Here is a 1683-nt window from a genome sequence, read left to right as displayed (position 1 = left end):
TCAAAGATTGACTTTAAGATTTAAAATAACAATACTAAATTATAAAGAACGAAAACAAAAAATTGTTTTTATTAAATTTGCAAAAAATCATTATTTAAAAGAAAAGTTTAAATTAAAAAACAAGATTTATAACAAGCTTTTAGCTTTTAAATTAATTTTAAGCTAAAAAGCCAAGTTTATAAAATCTACTAGACTGGTGAAACTTTATAATTTAAAAGATTTTAAGTCCTTTTTTAGAAAAAGGAAATGAAAGTATAACTAATTAAACTTAAATGGGGATTAAAGTGGGGGATTGGAAAGCATGTGGTAAATAAAACCTCAATATATTTTAGAAAAATCAATACATTTAATCTAATATAAATTTAAATTACACTATAATTTTCAATATCAAATTATATTAATGACTAAGGAAAAAAATGAAAAAAATATCAAATATTATATTTTTTGGATTAAGCATGTTATTTTTAATCGCCTGCAGCGATCCTAAAACCCCGCAAGCCAACACACAAATACAATTAAAAGTCGGAACAGCACCCAACTACAAGCCTTTCAATTACAAAGAAAATTCCAAACTTACAGGCTTTGACACTGATTTAGTCGAAGAAATCGCTAAAAAAAACGGTATCAAAATCATCTGGGTTGAAACCAATTTCGACGGCTTAATCCCTGCTTTAAAAGCTGGGAAAATAGACATGATAGCCTCAGCCATGAGTGCTACAGACCAAAGAAGACAAAGTGTCGACTTTACCAAACCTTATTATCAAAGTAAAAATCTCTATCTCAAACTCAAAAGCAACGATACTCTTCAAACAAAAAGCGAACTAGAAGGCAAAAAAATAGGAGTGCAGCTAGGAACTTTACAAGAAATCACAGCAAAAAGCATTAAAAACGCACAAATCCAAAGCAACAAAGACTTAAACATAGCTATCTTAGCCCTAAAAAACAACAAAATCGACGCCATAATCGCCGATGAAGACACCGCGAAAGGCTTTTTAGCAGAAAATCCACAATTAATAAGCTTTTATCAAGAAACAGATGGTGGAGAAGGATTTAGCTTTGCTTTTGATAAAGACAAGCAAAAAGAAATATTAAAAAAATTTGATCAAAGCATAGCAGAGTTAAAAGACAATGGCTTTTATGATCTTCTTATCAAAAAATACAATTTAGAATAAAACTATCATAAATCATTCTAAACACATTCAAAAAGGGCTTTAAATAAAAATTCAAAGCCCAAACTTCAAAATTCTTATAAAACCAAAACTCCCATCTTGACCAATACATTTTAACCTCCTTTTAAAACAATATATTTTATCATTACATAATTATTTTTTATATTTTATCTTACTTTAAAGGAACACTTATGAAAGCTTGCAATACTCTCTGGGGGGGGGGGAATGCTTCAAAGGAACATTAATGTCTAAAAACACTTCATCTTCTAATCATGCTTTGTTTTTAAAAAATCCTTTATCATCTAATGAAAATTCTGAGGGGGGGGGTATTTAAAATCTAAATACTCTGATTTAAAAAAACAAATAATTTAAGATCAAAGAATTTAACTTCAAAGAATTTAAAATCAAAAAAACCAAATTCTAAAAAACTAGCCCTATCCTTAGCTACCATATCCTTACTAAGTTCTTGTGCTATGGCACAAATTAGTGGACCACAATATGCTTTTTACTCCTT

Annotated in this window: 1 protein-coding gene; it reads left to right on the top strand. The window is 28.7% G+C overall.

Features of this window, described 5'->3' with window-relative positions; all coding sequences use genetic code 11:
• Positions 1–416: 416 nt before the first annotated feature.
• Positions 417–1172, top strand: coding sequence for a basic amino acid ABC transporter substrate-binding protein (locus tag GRQ01_RS07465; RefSeq protein ID WP_158335130.1), 756 nt, complete (start codon positions 417–419; stop codon positions 1170–1172).
• The last annotated feature ends 511 nt before the right edge of the window (positions 1173–1683 follow it).

This window comes from Campylobacter bilis (genome assembly GCF_016806695.1).
Taxonomy (GTDB): Bacteria; Campylobacterota; Campylobacteria; order Campylobacterales; family Campylobacteraceae; genus Campylobacter_D; species Campylobacter_D bilis.
This window is presented reverse-complemented; position numbering and strand designations above follow the sequence as displayed.